Genomic DNA, 13,336 nt, shown 5'->3' with positions numbered 1-13,336 from the left:
CCGCACCACCACGAGGGCGGTGCGGGAGGATCGAGCCGCGAAGGGCTCAGTCCTCCTTCTTCTCCTCGGAGGCTTCGGCAGCGGCCTCGGCCTCTTCGGCCTCGGCTTCGACCTTCTCGGCCTCGGCTTCCGCCGACTGCGCCTCGGCAATCGCGGCCTCCTCGGCCTCGACCTCGGCGCCGAGCACGGTCGGCGGCACGACGTTGGCGATCGGGTCGGTGGCTTCGCCGGTGTAGACGACGCCGGCCGGCAATGTGACGTCGGAGACGTGGATCACGTCGCCGATCTGGCGGCCGGTGAGGTCGATCTCGATCCCGTCGGGGATCTGGTCGGGGGCGACCTCGACGGCCAAGGTGTGCAGCGAGATGTTGAGGGTGCCGCCCTGCTGCTTGATGCCCGGGGCCGCGTCCTCGTTGTGGAAGTGCACCGGCACCTCGACGGTGACGGTTTGGCCGGCGACCACGCGCAGGAAGTCGACATGCATCGGCACGCCGCTGACCGGGTCGAGCTGGAAGTCGCGCGGGATCGCGCGGGTCTTCTTGCCGCCGGCGTTGATCTCGAACAGCGTCGTCTTGAAGCCGCCGGCGTAGATCAGGGTGCGGGTGCGGATGAGGTCGATGGCGATCGACTGCGGCGGCTGGCCTCCCCCGTACACGACGGCGGGAACCTGGCCCTGGCGACGAACGGCCCGGGCGGCCCCCTTGCCGACCCGGTCGCGTGCCACGGCCTCAAGCGTCTTGACTGCGCTCATGGCGTGATCCTTTGATTGATGAATGGTCGGGGAAACGACGAAGGCCGCCCGAGACGGACGGCCGAACCGAAACCCCACGCGCCCGTGCCTCCAAGGGTGTCTGGCGGGCGTGGAGCGCCTATAGCGGGCTTGGGGCCGGATGGCAACGCGGCGCAATCCTTCGCCGGGCGCCGCAGCGAGCCTGCCCGTCGCCTCTCGCAATCCTATAAACCGAACTCGGCTTTGAGAGTCGTGAGATCCGCGAGGAACTGATCGCGCATCTGCATCGTGTAGATTCTGAGAATGCGACCATCGTTCTGACGCGCGACGATCTTGGCCATGTCCGCCATCCTGGCTTTCCAGGTCGTGCCGTCGGTCATGACCAGCAACGCGGCATCTCGGCGTTTCGCCTCGATGATGGCGTCGAGATGGCCCAGGATGTCCGTCAACTTCGAACCGGTCGCGCCGTAGGCCTTGGCCTCGATGAGGATGAGCGGACGGGTCCGGCGGGGATGGCGATGTCGCATTTCGCGATCTTGCCGCCGACGCCCGTGAACGTGCATCGCAGTTCGTAGGCCCCTTCCCCGAATACCTCTCTCACGATGGCTTCTGCGAAGTCTTCGAGGCCGCGCCCCCGCTTCTGCCCCGAGATCGCGCTGGCGCGGCCGGACCGAAGGCGCTCGACCAGCACATCGCTCCAGACGAGCTTTCGGTTGACGGTGGTCGCCATCGCGTCGAGCAGGCCGAAACCTTCGAGTGCAACCAGGAACGCCGCCCGATCCGTTTGATTGCGCGTCACCCCGATACCACCCTTGCCGAGCGCCTCGCGGAGAAGCGCCTCGGACTGGTCCTTCGAGAGGCCGAGGAACAGCCTGCAACACAAAAGCCCCTCGTCGAAGTGGTCGTCGAGAAGCGCAGCCACATCGGCCCGGCCGTATGCCTCCTTCACGCCGAACGCCGTCAGCTTGGCGATGACGTTGCCGGCCGTGGCATCCATCCAGTCCACATCGAGCGAACCGAGGGCTTCGGCGATCTCTTCGGCCCCCTGATCGACGACACGCATCAGCGCCCCACGATCAGATACTCATCGACGGACGCCCGCTTAACGGCGACGTGGGTGCCGAAGTGGTACCGATGAGGGCGCGTATAGACCTCGACGTTGCGCTTGTATTTCCTCAACAATATCGTCAACTGCTCCAGATCGGGAAAACCATTCGAGCTGTAGCTCATCACGATAGTCTGGCGCCTGAAGCGGGCGAACATCCGATCGAAGGCATCTTCGGTCTGGGATCGATAGCTGAAAGGCGTATAGCGCTTGGCGATTTTTTGACCTTCGTACCCTCCATGATGTCGAGATCTTTCCAATAAACGGAAAGCCCTTCCACGAAGTGGTAGCGCTTGATGTAGCAATTATCATCCGCACGTGGAACTTATGGCGGATCGAGGTAGACGAGATCGATTCCTTGCGCGTCGGCGTCGAACACGTCGCATCTGAGCGCCCGGTTTTCGAGAGCGTTGGAGAAGACGGCTTCGTTGTAGACGGCGACCTGTTCGAGAAAATGCTGTTCGATGCTCAAGCGCAGATCGCGTCGGCCATCGTCGTAGCGCGCCGGATCGCCCGAGATCGTGAAGACGCCGCGCGGCTGCTTCTGGAGGCACGATCGGACGAGAGCCGAGACCGCGAGAGCGCGTTGGTGATCGCATTCGAGCTTGGTCAGGTTCGCCGAAACCCGGTCCAGGAACCGCAGGTCCTCCGGACGAAAGAACACCCCCGTGAAGGTGCGCTCTATGAACGTATCGGCTCGATCGTTACGGGACAGAAGCCTATTGAGGGCGTCGGCGTCGATCCGAGACTTCGAGTTCTCGACGAGACCCTTGCGACGGTCGCCGAGACGTTCAAGAAATCGGTCGCGACCACCCGCCGTCCCATGGCCTTCATCAGATAGGCGACGGAGCCACTGCCGCTGAACGGATCCATCGCCGTCTCGAAGTCGAGGCCTTGAAGCACGCCATGGCTCCAAGGCAGCAGCCGCTTCTTCGATCCCATGTATCGCAGCTCGGGAAAGGCCGCCGCCCTGCCCGGCAAGGACATCGCGCCGCGTTCCGCGTCGCCCGCCTTGATCTGTAGCGCGTTCGGGACCGCAACGTTCATCGATCGCGCATCTCCGACCAGAAGGGCTCGTGACCGGCGCGCCTGAACCACGCCACCGTACACGCGATAGCACGGCCGGTTGCGATGTCGTCATCGCCTTTCACGCTTGTCCAAAGGCGGCGGCAGAGGGCCTCACGTCCTTCCGTCTGGATCGTCCAGCGCCGCCGACACCAGTATCTCCAGCGTCTCGGGCGTCTGGAAGTGCAGCGCGACCGGCAGCACCCGCACCCGCGCCGCGAACGCTTCGGGCAGGCGGACGCGGTCCTTCTCGGTGGTGGCGAGTTCCGCGCCGAGGCCGTCGGCCTCCGCCGCCAGCCGGGCCAGGTCGGCGTCGCGATAGGGGTGGTGATCGGGAAAGCTGCGGGTCGCGGCGACCTCGGCGCCGGCCTCGCAGAGCGAGGCGAAGAACTTCTCCGGGCGGCCGATGCCGGCGAAGGCCAGCACGCGCCGGCTCGCGACCGCGGCGCCCTCGGGCACCAGCCGGGCGCGATGCACCGGCAGGCCGTGCGCCTGAGCCTCAGCCGCCACCGCCGCGCCGGCGGGACCTTCGCCGATCAGCACCAGGCCGCCGACATGCGGCCATTGCCGCGCCAGCGGGACTCGCAAGGGGCCGGCGGGGACGCACAGCCCGTTGCCGACGCCGACGCCTGCGTCGACGACGGCGAGCGCGAGGTCTTTCGCCAGGCTCGGGTTCTGCAGCCCGTCGTCCATGACGACGACGTCGGCGCCCTCCGCCACGCAGAGCCGCGCGCCGGCGACGCGGTCGCGGGCGACGACCGTCGGCGCGTGGCGGGCGAGCAGCAGCGGCTCGTCGCCGACGTCGCGCCAGCCATGGCGGGCGGGATCGACGAGGACGGGTCCGGGCAGGCGCCCGCCGTAGCCGCGGCTGAGGAAGGCGGGCGTGCGCCCAAGCTCGCGCAGCAGCGCGGCGAGCGCGACCGCGCTCGGGGTCTTGCCGGCACCGCCCAGGGTGAAGTTGCCCAGGCACAGGACAGGGCACTCGCCCCGCGCGCCGGGCCGGTCCATGCGGTTCCCGGCGGCGCGGCCGTAGGCGCGGCCGAAGGGCGCCAGCAGGCGCGCGGCCGGATGGTTCGCGTCGCCCAGCCAGAAGCGCGGGGGGCGCATCAGCCCTGGTGGAACGCGGCGAGCTTCATCTGCGCGATGAAGGGATCGAGCACCGCGAGCGTCCGCTCCACCGCGCCCTCGAACGGCACCAGTGCGCGCTGTCCGGCTCGGGTCATCGCGGTGATGCGGTCGGGGCCGGCCATGAGGTCGGCGAGCGTCGCGGCCAGCTCGGCCGCGTCGGCGACAGCGGCGGCGCCGCCGCCGGCATCGAGCGCGCGGTAGACCTCGGTGAAGTTTTCCGTATGCGGGCCATGGAGCACGGCGGCGTCGAGGCGCACCGGCTCGATCGGGTTCTGGCCGCCATGCGGCACCAGCGAGCCGCCGAGGAACACCAGCGGGCTCAGGCGGTAGAACAGGCCGAGCTCGCCGATCGTGTCGGCGACGTAGAGGTCGACCGACGGGTGCGGGCGCCCGCCGGCCGAGCGGCGCGCGCTGCGCAGCCCGTGAGCCGTCGCGCAGGCCGCCACGTCGCCACCGCGATAGGGGTGGCGCGGGGCGACGATGGTCAGGAGCCGCGGGAACCGGTCTTTCAGCGCCGCATGCGCCTCGGCCGCCGCCGCGTCCTCGCCCGGATGGGTGCTCGCTGCGACCCAGACCGGGCGGTCGCCGATCATGTCCCCGAGATAGGCCACCTGCTGCCGGTCGGCCGGCTGCACCGCGGCATCGTACTTGAGGTTCCCGGCCACGCTCACCCGCGGCGCGCCGAGGCGCACGAAGCGCTCGGCGTCGTCGCGCGTCTGCGCAAGGCAGATCGCGATTCGCGCCAGCAGCGCCTTGGCCGTGCGCGGCGCACGCGCCCAACCGGCGAACGAGCGCTCCGACATCCGTCCGTTGACGAGCAGCAAGGGGATGGCGCGGGCATGCAGCGCCACCACGGTGTTGGGCCAGATCTCGGACTCGGCGACCAGGGCGAGGTCGGGCTGCCAATGGTCGAGGAAGCGCGCGACCCAGCGCGGCGCATCGAGGGGCATGTACTGGTGTACGGCGCCCGCCGGCAGGCGCGCGCCGATCAGGTCGGCGGCGCTGCGGGTGCCGGTGGTGACCAGCACCGAGAAGCCGCGGGCGATCATTCCCTCGACGAGGCCGACCAGCGAGAGCGACTCGCCCACCGACGCCCCGTGCATCCAGACCAGCGAGCCCACGGGCCGCGCCCGCCCGGGCAGGCCGCGGCGCTCGGCCAAGCGGGTCGGGTCCTCCTTGCCCTTGCGCGCCCGCCACGCCAGCAGGCCGGCCACCGCCGGCTCGCCGAGCCACAGGCCGCCGTGATAAGCCTTGAGGGCCAGGGTGAGCGGCGGCGCCCTCATGCCGTCACCGTCATGCCGCCTCGGCGCGGGGCGCACGCCCGAGCCAGTTGTCCCCGACGCGGTCGAGCCGCCCGACGAGGGTGTAGGCCCGGTCGTGCACCCGGTTCATTTCGGCCTCCAGGCGGACGCGCAGGGCCTCGAACGTCTCCGGGTCGGGGTCGCGCGGCACGCGGATCGCCTCGCCGAAGACCACAGCGCCGCGGCCGAACGGCAGCCCGAGGCAGGCGCGGTCCCAGCTTCCGAAGCGGATGTGCCGGCTCGTCACCACCGCCACCGGCACGATCGGCCGGCCGGAGAAGCGCGCCAGGGTGAGGATGCCGGCGTCGGCCCGGCGCGAGATCTTGGGCACGTCGGCGCTGAAGGCGACGATCTCGCCGTTCTTCAGGGCCCGCATCATCGCGCGCAGGCCCTCGGCGCCGCCCTTGGCCTTGGCGTCCTTGACCACCCGGCCGCGGGCGCCGGAGGCACGGATCACCCGCACGCCCATCCGCTCCAGGGCGATGGTGTTGATGTTGCCGTCTGGGTTCTTCGAGATGATCGTGGCGACCCGGTCCACCGGCCTCCCGGCGAAGGACACCATGATGTGCTGGCCGTGCCACATCCCGGCGACGAAGGGGGACATCGCGTCGAGCCAGGGGTCGGCGTTCGCCGGCTCCACGGTGAAGCGGTTGGTTCGGCGCACCAGCGTGAGGTAGCCGGCGGCGAGCCGTCCGAGCGCCGCCTGCACGGCCGGATGCCGGATGATGCGCTTGCCGAGGCTCATGCGACCGCCTCGGGGGTGCCGCGCGAGGGCGCGCGGCGACACGGCGTGCGGACGGCAGGAAGGGTCGGCATGGGGAACATGTCTCGCTTTCCAAGGCTCGGCCGGGTTCGCGCGATGGCGTGGCGGCCGGAGGGAGGCAAGGTCGCCGACCGGCCTGGCGACGGGTCGGGCGTTCGGACGCGACAACGGGACAGCGCCGTCCCGCGCAGTCCGGTGGCTCTCTAGACCCGTCGTCGCAGCCTGCGCAACCGAGACCCGGAGCGGTTCGGGCCGCTTGAGCCGCGCCGCGTGTCCAAAGACACCGCGAAACCGCGCTCTGCCGGCTTGTTTGGATCGATTCCAATATGTAGATTGGAATCGATCCAGACAGGATGACGATCATGGAAGCGGTCCTCCACGGCGACACCGACGCAACCGCACCCGGCGACGACACCCACCGCGCCTTCGTGCTGGCCTACGTGCAGCCGGGTCTCGCCGGGCTGATCGACGGATCGGTCTCGACGTTGGCGCCGATCTTCGCCGCCGCCTTCGCCACGCACAGCAACGGCGCGACCTTCCTCGTCGGGCTCGCGGCCTCCCTCGGGGCCGGGATCAGCATGGGCTTCACCGAGGCGCTCTCCGACGACGGGCGCATCACCGGGCGGGGCAGTCCGTGGATGCGCGGCCTCGTCTGCGGCGCGGCGACCGCGCTCGGGGGGCTTGGCCACACCCTGCCCTACGCGATCCCGGGCCACTGGCCGAACGCCTTCGCGCTGGCCACCGGCCTCGCGGTGCTGGTGGTGGCGATCGAACTGGTGGTCATCGCCGCGATCCGCACCCGCTACATGGCGACACCGTTCGGCCGGGCGGTGCTGCAGATCGTGCTCGGCGGCGCGCTGGTGCTGGCAGTGGGGGTGCTGATCGGCAGCGCGTGAGGCGGGTGCGCGCCCATTCCCTGCGATCGAGGCGCTCACCACTTCGTCGCAGGCTTCGGGATCGGCGAAACTGAGCCGTGCCGCCGCCGATACCGTGAGTCATGTGGTATCTTTACGGACTGACGATCCTCGCCGGGCTCGCGAATGCGGTCCAGCCGGGACAGAACGCGGCCCTGTCGAAGTCCTTCGGGCTTCCGGTCACGGCGGCGGTGGTGATCCTCTTCGTCAGCACCGGCTTCATGCTGCTGGGCGGCCTCGCCTTCGGCAAGCTCGGCGTGCCGAGCTGGCAGCAGATGGCCGAGGTGCCCTGGTGGGGCTGGCTCGGCGGCTGTCTCAGCGTCCTGCTGATCCTGGCCCAGCTCTATGCCGCCCCTTCCCTCGGGGCCGCGTCCTTCCTCGGGATCGTCGTGACGGTGGGCGTCGCCGCCTCGATCGTCCTCGACCATTACGGCTGGATCGGCTTCCAGGTCCATCCGGCGAGCCTGTGGCGTGTCCTCGGGGCGGGCCTGATGATCTTCGGCGTCGGCTTGGTGGCGCTGACCTGACGTCCACCCCACGCCGGCCCTCGGGCACGGCGCCTCGCTTGACGCGGCCGGCCCCAACCGCGATGCGATGACCCGGTGTCCTTCCGCCTCGCCCACCTCACAGACCCGCATGTCGGCCCGCTGCCGCGGCCGCGCCTGCGCCAGCTCTTCGGCAAGCGCGCGACGGGCTACGCGAACTGGCGCCGCGGGCGCTCGCGCAGCCACGACATGGAAACGCTGGCTGCCTTGGTCGCGGACCTGAGGCTGCAGGCGCCGGATCACGTCGCCTGCACCGGCGACCTGTGCAACATCGGCCTGCCGAGCGAGTGGGACACCGCGCGCATCTTCCTGGAGGCGCTCGGCACGCCGGAGGCGGTCAGCTTCGTGCCCGGCAACCACGACGCCTACGTGCGCGGCTCGCTCGAAGGGCTGCTCGCGGCCTGCGGCGCCTGGACCGCGGACGACGCCGGCGGAGGCGGCACGTTTCCGTACCTGCGCCGGCGCGGGCCCCTGGCACTGGTCGGCCTGTCGAGCGCGATCCCGACCGTCCCGTTCGTCGCCACCGGCCGACTCGGGCCACGCCAGATCGCGGCGGCCGAATCGTTGTTGCGGACGCTGGCGACAGACCCGTCGCGGCCGGCCCGCGTGGTGATGATCCATCATCCGCCCCATCCCGGCGGGGCGAGCCCGGGCCGCGACCTGCGCGACGCCGCCCTGTTCAGCGCGATGCTCGGCCGCGTCGGCGCCGACCTCGTCCTGCACGGGCACAACCACGTGGCCAGCGTCGCCCACCTGCCGGGACCGGACGGGCGGGCGATCCCGGTGGTCGGCGGCGCATCCGCCTCGGCCCGGCCCGGCGCGCATGCGGGCGGGCACGGCTCGGAAGCCGCGCGGCGGGCGGCCTACATCCTGTACGCGTTCTCGGAGAACGGGGGGCGCCACGTCGTGTCGGCGACGCAGCGTGGGATCGGAGCGGGCGGGACCGTGACGGACCTTGGCCCGCTGACGCTGGGCTGACGCTTCGATCGGACGACCCGGTGCGCGAGGCGGCCGGGCCGACGCTCGGATCAGGCGGAGGCGGCGAGGAGCCCGGAGAGCCGACGGTCGCCGATGCTGGCCTCGTAGCGTTCGGCCTGGAGGCGCGTGAGGCCTGAGATCAAGGCAGTGGACCCGCGATAGACCGTATAGGTGCCGTCGTGGGTGGGCTTGACGCGAATCGTCTCGGGCATGGGGGCCATCCTGTGCTGCGTTGATCGTCTCGTGAGCCGTCGATCTGCTTCCGCGGTGATTCTCTCCTCGTGTATTGATGCTCGACGTTACCGCTTCGTCACCCTCGCGCAAGAGCAGCCAGGGGCGGATACCTAAGTAATTTTGGATACGATTGCGACGGCCCGCGCGCCTGGTGCTGCGCTGCGTCAGCGGCCGGATGGCTGCAACGAAAAAGCCCGTCGGCTTTCGCCGACGGGCCGGTGGCAGGGGCCACGTTCCCGGGTTCGAGGGTTGGTGTCCGGCGTTCGTCCCAGGGCGCTCAGGGCCGTGGGGTCGGGCGCCTAAAACCCTCCCGAAAACCTCTATCCCTGTCGGTGGACGCTCGGCGGATCGTCCTGGTCACCGGCACCGGTGTCGGCGGAATGGACGTGGGTCGGGCTTGCATGCATGGCAGACCTCCTCTTCGTCTCGATCCGGCGCCGGGGCCTCTGGGGAGGAGGCCGCGTCGCCATGAGGAGAGGCTAGACCCGTCCGGGCCGGGCTGGCAAGGCCATTCTTTCGAATTCCGCAGCCGGCTCACGGCCGCCGGGATTCAGGCTCGCGCGGAGCCCCGCGGGGCGGCAGATCCGAGGATCGCGGCGCCCGCCAGCCCGGAGAGCAGGGAACCGACGAGAACCCCAAGCTTCACCTCCGTCTCGTGGGCGGCGTCGGTGAAGGCGAGCGCGCCGATGAACAGGCTCATGGTGAAGCCGATGCCGCAGAGCACCGCGACGCCGTAGACCTGGCGCCACGTCGCCCCGCCGGGCCGGTGCGCCAGCCCGAGGGAGACGGCGAGGCGCAGGGCGGCGAAGACGCCCACCTGCTTGCCGACGAACAGCCCGCCCGCGACGCCGAGCGTCACCGGGTCGAGGAGCGCCCCCGGGGACAGGCCGAGCAGGGGCACCCCGGCGTTGGCGAAGCCGAAGAGCGGCACGATCCCGAAGGCGACGAAGGGGGTGATCGCGTGCTCCAGCCGGTGCAGCGGCGAGGTCGCGTCCTCCGGCCGGCCCGGGCTCGGGCGGATCGGGATGGTCATCGCCAGGAGCACGCCGGCCACCGTGGCGTGGACCCCGGAGCGCAGCACCAGCACCCAGAGCACGAGGCCGAGCAACAGGTAGGGCGTGAGCGCGGCGACGCCGGCACGGTTCAGGCCGACGAGGATCGCCAGCACCAAGGCGGCGAGGCCGAGCATCGTCGGGTCGAGGCCGCCGGTGTAGACCAGCGCGATGATCACCACGGCGCCGAGGTCGTCGACGATCGCCACCGCGCTGAGCAGGATCTTCAGCGACACCGGCACGCGCTTACCCAGCAGCGCCAGGACGCCCAGCGCGAAGGCGATGTCGGTGGCCGCCGGGATCGCCCAGCCCCGCGCCGTCCCGGTGCCCGCGTTGAAGGCGAGGTAGACAAGGGCCGGCACCGCCATGCCGCCGAGCGCCGCGATGCCGGGCAGCGCCCGGTCGGGCCAGGTCCGCAGGCGGCCGTCCAGGGCCTCGCGCTTGATCTCCAGGCCGACGAGCAGAAAGAACACCGCCATCAGGCCGTCGTTGATCCAGTGCTGCACGCTCAACGGACCGAGCGGTGCGTGCAGCGCGTGGGCGTAGGTCTCGGCGAGGCCGGTGTTGGCGACGACGAGCGCGCAGGCGGCGGCCGCCATCAGCACGAGGCCTCCGGCCGCCTCGCTGGCGAGCGCGTTACGGATCGCGGAAAGGGGGCGCGGCTTCGTCATGGCGCCGGGGGTGCCCGGCTTTGCGCCCGCGGGCAACCCTTCGCACCCTCCCTCGCGCTCGCCTTCGCCCTCGCGGGCGACCCCGCCGGTGGCGATCCCGGCCCGGGCCGGCTATGCCAGAACGGATGACGCAAGGACGCGCGATGACCGCAACGACGACACCGGAGCATCCGGCCCTGAACCGAAAGGCGGTCGGCGCCGTGGTCCTCGGCAACGCGCTCGAATTCTACGACTTCACGCTCTACGTTTTCTTCGCCGTTCCGATCGGCGCGGCGTTCTTCCCCTCCGCCAACGCCACCGACAGCCTGCTCGCCTCGCTCGCCCTGTTCGGCATCGGCTACGTGATGCGGCCGATCGGCGGCATCGTCATCGGCGCCTTCGCCGACCGGGCGGGCCGAAAGCCCGCCATGCTCATCACCATCGCGCTGATGGCGGTCGGCATGCTGATGCTGGCGCTGGCGCCCTCTTACGCGACGCTGGGGGGTTGGGCGCAGGTCATCGTCATCGTCGGGCGGCTGATCCAGGGGCTCGCGCTGGGCGGCGAGGTCGGCCCCTCCACCGCCTACCTGCTGGAGGCGGCGCCGCCGAAGCACCGCGGCTTCGTGGCGAGCTGGCAGATCGCCAGCCAGGGCTGCGCCGCGCTGTTCGCCGGCGTCGTCGCCACCGCGCTCACGTTCTTCCTCGGCGAGGCGGCGATGGCGGAGTGGGGCTGGCGCATCATGTTCCTGCTCGGCGTCGGCGTCGTCCCGGTCGGCCTCGTCATCCGCAGCCACCTGCCCGAGACGGCGGGCGAGGGCGAAGACCCGGCGGCGGCGGCCTCCACCGGCGCGGTGGTGATGCGGCTGCTGCGCGAGCACGTGCGCCTGCTGCTCCTGACCTTCGTGGTCATCGCCGCCTCGACGGTCTCGAACGCCATCGGCACCAACATGCCGGTCTACGCCCGCGCCACCCTCGGCCTCACCGAGACCGTCTCGACCGCGGTGCCGATCGCACTCGGCCTCGCCTCGGTGGTGTTCCCGCTGCTGGGCGGCTGGCTCGCCGACCGCTTCGGCCGGCGGCCGGTGCTGGTCTGGCCCCGCGCCGCGATCGTGGTGCTGGCCGTGCCCACCTTCTGGTGGCTGGCGCAGTCGCCGACCGCGGCCTCGGTCTACGCGGTGACGTTCCTGATGTCGGCTCTGTCCTCGATCAACGCGGCGGCGATCATCGTCGCGATCCCCGAATCGCTGCCGCGGGCGGTGCGCAGCGCCGGGCTGTCGATCGTCTACGCCTTCTCGGTGTCGATCTTCGGCGGCAGCACGAACTACGTCGTCAACAAGCTGATTGCGATCACCGGCGACCCGCTGGCGCCGGCCTACTACCTCGTCGGCTTCAGCGTGCTCGGCACGATCGCCGCCTGGATGATGCACGAGACCCGCGGGCGCGACCTCGACGCCGACATGGAGGCGTAAGGAGACCGCGGCGCGGACAAGACCATTTTCCTGACGCGCACCGGCATCCGCCGCGGGCGATAAACGCTCAGTGCAGGTTCGAGCCGTCCTGCGCGGTCTCGGATACGCGTGCGAGTTCGCGCCCGATCTCGTGCAGCGCGACCTCGACCGCCGCCAAGGCGCAGGTGCCGCCGTCCTGCATGATCAGCGCATGCGCCGTGATCAGGTGGTCGGCGACCAGCTCTAGGACCGAGCGCGGCTCGGATTCCGCCACCGGCGACGGACGGCTGAAGCGACCGAGCGCACCGCTCGCGGTGCCCTTCGGCGGGGGGGCCGCGAGCAGGCTGATCGAGCCGAGGAATCCGAGGAAGGTCCGCTCCGGCGGCCCGAAGGACGGCACCGCGCCGGCCGCGACCCAGATCGCCCGCCCGTCCGGCGAGAGCAGGCGGTAGCGCACGGTGAACTCGCTCCGCGCGACGGTCGCCTCGGCCACCACGGTGCCCACGATCGCGAGGTCGTCCGGATGGATGACCTTGCTCCAGCCACGTTGGGAGACGTCTTCAAGCTGTTGACCAGTCAGAACCGTCCATTCCTGACTGAGATAGACCATCTTTCCTACGGCATCCGTGACGAAGATCATGGCCCAACCTCGGCTATAGCCAGGCTATGCCGCAGACTTACGCGTCAGGCAATCGGACATCGCTGCGATTCGTCTGCCGGACCCGGACTTCGCGTCTCGTTCCAAGGTGTTATGGACGTCGGCAGGGCGCGTGGACATCGGTGCCCGCGAACGTGGTCACCGGTTCCTCGACCGGTTCGGGACGTGACGCCAGGTTCCGGACATGCCGCCGTGTGCAGAACATGCCGCCGGGTTCAGGACATGGACCGGTTCATGACGTGCGGCCGAGCGCGGCGCGGATCAGCGCCAGCCCGTCCGGGCTCGACCATTCGGCCGGCCCCTTCATCACTCCGATCGTGCAGCCGGCGGGGTCGACGAGCAGCGTCGTCGGCAGGCCGGGCGAGCCGGTGTCGCGCTGCACCGCCGGCAGGACGCGCCCGCGCGGGTCGGCATAGTAGGCCAGGCGCGCGATGCCGTTGTCCCGCATCCAGACCGGCGGCTTGTCGAGGTTGCGCGTATCGAGGTTGATCGCGACGACGGCGAAGTCCTTGCCCCCGAGGGCGGCCTCGAGCCGGTCGAGGGCCGGCATCTCGGCCTTGCACGGCGCGCACCACGTCGCCCACAGGTTCACGAGGACGAGACGGCCGCGGAAGTCCGAAAGCCGCACGTCCGCCTGGGCTCCTTCGCCCCCCACCTCCTTGCCCGGGCCCTTGAACGCGATGTCCGGCGCCTGTCGCGCCTTCTCGGGCGCCTGCATCGCCGCGACGTCGCCGCGGGCGGCGGCGTCGACCCGCGCCACGGCGG

16 protein-coding genes and 1 pseudogene are annotated in these 13,336 nt (G+C 70.7%); 4 read left to right on the top strand and 13 right to left on the bottom strand.

Going from position 1 to position 13,336, the window contains the following annotated elements; translation table 11 throughout:
- Positions 1 to 46: 46 nt before the first annotated feature.
- The 9 genes from FV229_RS03960 to FV229_RS03935 all read right to left on the bottom strand — a co-directional run bounded on the left by FV229_RS03960 (position 47) and on the right by FV229_RS03935 (position 6,074).
- Positions 47 to 751: a 50S ribosomal protein L25/general stress protein Ctc gene (locus FV229_RS03960; protein WP_147750701.1), complete on the bottom strand. Its 705-nt coding sequence runs from the start codon at positions 749 to 751 to the stop codon at positions 47 to 49.
- 203 nt (positions 752 to 954) lie between these two features.
- Positions 955 to 1,179: a hypothetical protein gene (locus FV229_RS27930; RefSeq protein ID WP_246688042.1), complete on the bottom strand. Its 225-nt coding sequence runs from the start codon at positions 1,177 to 1,179 to the stop codon at positions 955 to 957.
- Positions 1,176 to 1,793, bottom strand: coding sequence for a hypothetical protein (locus FV229_RS03955; RefSeq protein WP_246688041.1), 618 nt, complete (start codon positions 1,791 to 1,793; stop codon positions 1,176 to 1,178). The genes FV229_RS27930 and FV229_RS03955 overlap by 4 nt, the downstream gene beginning before the upstream one ends.
- Entirely contained in the window at positions 1,793 to 1,993 is a 201-nt protein-coding gene (locus tag FV229_RS27925) for a hypothetical protein (protein ID WP_246688040.1), read from the bottom strand. The genes FV229_RS03955 and FV229_RS27925 overlap by 1 nt, the downstream gene beginning before the upstream one ends.
- 167 nt (positions 1,994 to 2,160) lie before the next feature.
- Positions 2,161 to 2,499, bottom strand: a complete 339-nt coding sequence (locus FV229_RS27920; RefSeq protein ID WP_246688039.1) for a hypothetical protein — start codon at positions 2,497 to 2,499, stop codon at positions 2,161 to 2,163.
- A gap of 17 nt (positions 2,500 to 2,516) precedes the next feature.
- The gene (locus FV229_RS27915; protein ID WP_246688044.1) at positions 2,517 to 2,777 is read right to left on the bottom strand and encodes a DNA adenine methylase; all 261 of its coding nucleotides are present in this window, start codon (positions 2,775 to 2,777) and stop codon (positions 2,517 to 2,519) included.
- A 237-nt stretch (positions 2,778 to 3,014) separates the two neighbouring features.
- Positions 3,015 to 4,007: a tetraacyldisaccharide 4'-kinase gene (lpxK, locus tag FV229_RS03945; RefSeq protein WP_147750700.1), complete on the bottom strand. Its 993-nt coding sequence runs from the start codon at positions 4,005 to 4,007 to the stop codon at positions 3,015 to 3,017.
- A complete protein-coding gene (locus tag FV229_RS03940) occupies positions 4,007 to 5,311 on the bottom strand; it encodes a 3-deoxy-D-manno-octulosonic acid transferase (RefSeq protein WP_147750699.1) in 1,305 nt (434 codons plus the stop codon). Before FV229_RS03940 ends, lpxK begins: the two co-directional genes overlap by 1 nt.
- A gap of 10 nt (positions 5,312 to 5,321) precedes the next feature.
- Positions 5,322 to 6,074, bottom strand: coding sequence for a lysophospholipid acyltransferase family protein (locus tag FV229_RS03935; protein WP_147750698.1), 753 nt, complete (start codon positions 6,072 to 6,074; stop codon positions 5,322 to 5,324).
- 443 nt (positions 6,075 to 6,517) lie between these two features.
- On the opposite strand from FV229_RS03935, the pseudogene FV229_RS03930 reads away from it, so the two are divergent.
- From FV229_RS03930 to FV229_RS03920, 3 genes and pseudogenes are all read left to right on the top strand, one after another.
- Positions 6,518 to 6,988, top strand: a pseudogene (locus tag FV229_RS03930) (VIT family protein); the annotation flags it as partial.
- 101 nt (positions 6,989 to 7,089) lie between these two features.
- Positions 7,090 to 7,533 carry a DMT family transporter gene (locus FV229_RS03925; protein ID WP_147750696.1) on the top strand — a complete coding sequence of 148 codons (444 nt, stop codon included), beginning with the start codon at positions 7,090 to 7,092 and terminating at the stop codon, positions 7,531 to 7,533.
- A gap of 75 nt (positions 7,534 to 7,608) precedes the next feature.
- Positions 7,609 to 8,529: a metallophosphoesterase gene (locus FV229_RS03920; protein ID WP_147750695.1), complete on the top strand. Its 921-nt coding sequence runs from the start codon at positions 7,609 to 7,611 to the stop codon at positions 8,527 to 8,529.
- Between the two features lie 50 nt (positions 8,530 to 8,579).
- Here FV229_RS03920 and FV229_RS27220 read toward each other — a convergent pair whose 3' ends face one another.
- A complete protein-coding gene (locus FV229_RS27220; protein ID WP_187273555.1) occupies positions 8,580 to 8,741 on the bottom strand; it encodes a hypothetical protein in 162 nt (53 codons plus the stop codon).
- Positions 8,742 to 9,313: 572 nt separating this feature from the next.
- Positions 9,314 to 10,486, bottom strand: coding sequence for a Na+/H+ antiporter NhaA (gene nhaA / locus FV229_RS03915; protein ID WP_147750738.1), 1,173 nt, complete (start codon positions 10,484 to 10,486; stop codon positions 9,314 to 9,316).
- 143 nt (positions 10,487 to 10,629) lie between these two features.
- On the opposite strand from nhaA, the gene FV229_RS03910 reads away from it, so the two are divergent.
- Positions 10,630 to 11,934, top strand: a complete 1,305-nt coding sequence (locus FV229_RS03910; RefSeq protein WP_147750694.1) for an MFS transporter — start codon at positions 10,630 to 10,632, stop codon at positions 11,932 to 11,934.
- A gap of 67 nt (positions 11,935 to 12,001) precedes the next feature.
- On the opposite strand, the gene FV229_RS03905 is transcribed toward FV229_RS03910, so the two are convergent.
- Positions 12,002 to 12,553, bottom strand: a complete 552-nt coding sequence (locus tag FV229_RS03905) for a PAS domain-containing protein (RefSeq protein WP_147750693.1) — start codon at positions 12,551 to 12,553, stop codon at positions 12,002 to 12,004.
- Between the two features lie 250 nt (positions 12,554 to 12,803).
- Positions 12,804 to 13,336: TlpA disulfide reductase family protein (locus tag FV229_RS03900; protein ID WP_147750692.1), on the bottom strand; the 533-nt coding region annotated here is incomplete at its 5' end.

The sequence above is a fragment of the Methylobacterium sp. WL120 genome (assembly GCF_008039465.1).
GTDB classification, from domain to species: domain Bacteria; phylum Pseudomonadota; class Alphaproteobacteria; order Rhizobiales; family Beijerinckiaceae; genus Methylobacterium; species Methylobacterium cerastii.
Note: the sequence above shows the minus strand (reverse complement) of the source record. Positions and strands in the feature narration are given on the sequence as shown.

Coding starts and splice junctions, on each gene's coding strand:
- FV229_RS03960 (WP_147750701.1), bottom strand. CDS start 751: ATGAGCGCAGTCAAGACGCTTGAGGCCGTGGCACGCGACCGGGTCGGC.
- FV229_RS03955 (WP_246688041.1), bottom strand. CDS start 1,793: ATGCGTGTCGTCGATCAGGGGGCCGAAGAGATCGCCGAAGCCCTCGGT.
- FV229_RS27925 (WP_246688040.1), bottom strand. CDS start 1,993: ATGTTCGCCCGCTTCAGGCGCCAGACTATCGTGATGAGCTACAGCTCG.
- FV229_RS27915 (WP_246688044.1), bottom strand. CDS start 2,777: ATGGGATCGAAGAAGCGGCTGCTGCCTTGGAGCCATGGCGTGCTTCAA.
- lpxK (WP_147750700.1), bottom strand. CDS start 4,007: ATGCGCCCCCCGCGCTTCTGGCTGGGCGACGCGAACCATCCGGCCGCG.
- FV229_RS03940 (WP_147750699.1), bottom strand. CDS start 5,311: ATGAGGGCGCCGCCGCTCACCCTGGCCCTCAAGGCTTATCACGGCGGC.
- FV229_RS03935 (WP_147750698.1), bottom strand. CDS start 6,074: ATGAGCCTCGGCAAGCGCATCATCCGGCATCCGGCCGTGCAGGCGGCG.
- FV229_RS03925 (WP_147750696.1), top strand. CDS start 7,090: ATGTGGTATCTTTACGGACTGACGATCCTCGCCGGGCTCGCGAATGCG.
- FV229_RS27220 (WP_187273555.1), bottom strand. CDS start 8,741: ATGCCCGAGACGATTCGCGTCAAGCCCACCCACGACGGCACCTATACG.
- nhaA (WP_147750738.1), bottom strand. CDS start 10,486: ATGACGAAGCCGCGCCCCCTTTCCGCGATCCGTAACGCGCTCGCCAGC.
- FV229_RS03910 (WP_147750694.1), top strand. CDS start 10,630: ATGACCGCAACGACGACACCGGAGCATCCGGCCCTGAACCGAAAGGCG.
- FV229_RS03905 (WP_147750693.1), bottom strand. CDS start 12,553: ATGATCTTCGTCACGGATGCCGTAGGAAAGATGGTCTATCTCAGTCAG.